Here is a 1,641-nt window from a genome sequence, read left to right as displayed (position 1 = left end):
GGATTACTCCCACCCACCCCTTTCCACGCTGCGCGCGGTGCGCAGCGGCTGCGCCGCGCGTGGCCCCGCGCCACCGGCCGGCATGGCACGGCCGCAGGTGGACGCCGGGGGCGTAGCGCCCGCGCCGCCCGGCCGTGCAGCACCGCGCGGCAGGAGGGCCGGCGGGCCCGCGGCGGCCGCGCCACCGAGCCGCCGGGCCGCGCGGCCGCGAGGCCCGCGGCCTGGGGGCCAAGGGCGTAGCGCTACGGTTGGGAGGACTGGCGGGTGCCGCGGGCCGCGTCGAGGGCGTAGACGCAGTGGTCCTTGCTGCACGCGAAGACCATGCCGTCCGCCGCGGCCGGGGTGCCGGTGATCGCGCCGCCGGTCTCCAGCTTCCAGCTGAGGCGGCCGCTGACCGCGTCCAGCGTGTACAGGCAGTGGTCCTCGGAGCCGAAGTGCAGGCGGCCGCCGCTCACCACCGGCGAGCCGACGATGGCCGCGCCGGCCGCGAAGCGCCAGCGCGGGGTGCCGCTGACCGCGTCCAACGTGTACATCGCCGTACCGCTGCCCAGGTGGACCAGGCCGTCCGCGACCAGGACCGGGTCGGTGCCGGCGCGCGCCTCGGTCGCGATGCGCCAGCGGTCGTCGCCTGTGGTGACGTCGAGCGCGTAGACCGTGCCGAGGTAGTCGGCGAAGTAGATGCCGGCCGCCCGGCTGCGCGGCGACTCGTACGTCGGCGGGCAGAGGATCGCCGCCGGCGCGTCGAACCGCCACCGCTCGGCGCCGCTGGCCGCGTCGAGGGCCAGCACCCGGGAGCCGGCGCTGACGTGGACGACGCCGTCGTCCGTCGGCGCCACGCGCACCGGCACTCCGCCCGTCACCGAGGTGTCGCCGACCGGGTACCGCCACAGCTCGGCGCCGGTGCGCGCCTCGAGCGCGTAGAGCAGGCCCTCGCCCCACAGGTAGACCACGCCGCCGTGCACCACGGGCGCGGTGTCCTGGGTCTCGAAGTCGGTCTGGGCGCCGGAGAGCTCCCACAGCTGCTCGCCGTTGGCCGCCTCCCAGGCCTGGATCCCGCCGCCCCTGGTGGCGGTGACCACGGTGCCGCGGTCGGCCCGCAGGGCGTAGATCCAGCCGTCGATCGCGATCCGCCAGCGGTCGGTGCCGTCCGCCGCGTCGAGCGCGTAGAGGCTCGGGCCGTCCGAGGCGAGCACCCGGCCGGCGCTGACGGCCATCGACCAGGCCACCTCGCGGGTCTTGAACTGGCGCCGCCCGCTGGCCACGTCGAGCGCGTGCACCTCGAAGGAGGTGACGTAGAGGAGGCCGTCCCGGACGACGGGCGAGCCCCACAGGTCGTTGTTCATCCGGAACCGCCACGGCCGCCAGCGGGCCGGGGCCTGCGCGTTGGCGGGCGCGCCGGCCGACGGCGCGGCCACGGCCGGGGCCCCGGTGGGCTGTTGGCCCGGGTGCGCGGTCCGCGGGCTCGCCATGGGGGCGGCCGGCGCGGCCGTGGGCGGGCGGGCCCAGTCGGGCGAGTGCGGCACCAGGTGGTCGCCGGGGCCCGCCGGCTCGCCGCGCTGCGGCCCTGGGCCGATCGGGACCCGGGCGCCCGGCAGCCGCACCGGGTCGTCCGGCGGCGCCTGGATCGCGGACGAGGACGCC

The 1,641-nt window shown here is 78.2% G+C and carries 1 protein-coding gene; it reads right to left on the bottom strand.

Translation table 11 applies throughout. The annotated features are described in order from the left end of the window. Nucleotides 1-242 precede the first annotated feature (242 nt). Nucleotides 243-1,641 (bottom strand): PQQ-binding-like beta-propeller repeat protein (locus E1265_RS36070; RefSeq protein ID WP_243741359.1); only part of this gene is annotated, 1,399 nt, incomplete at its 5' end.

The sequence above is a fragment of the Streptomyces sp. 8K308 genome (assembly GCF_004348315.1).
Lineage (GTDB): Bacteria > Actinomycetota > Actinomycetes > Streptomycetales > Streptomycetaceae > Streptomyces.
The sequence above is the reverse complement of the archived record's forward strand: the minus strand, read 5'-3'. Positions and strand labels throughout refer to the sequence as shown.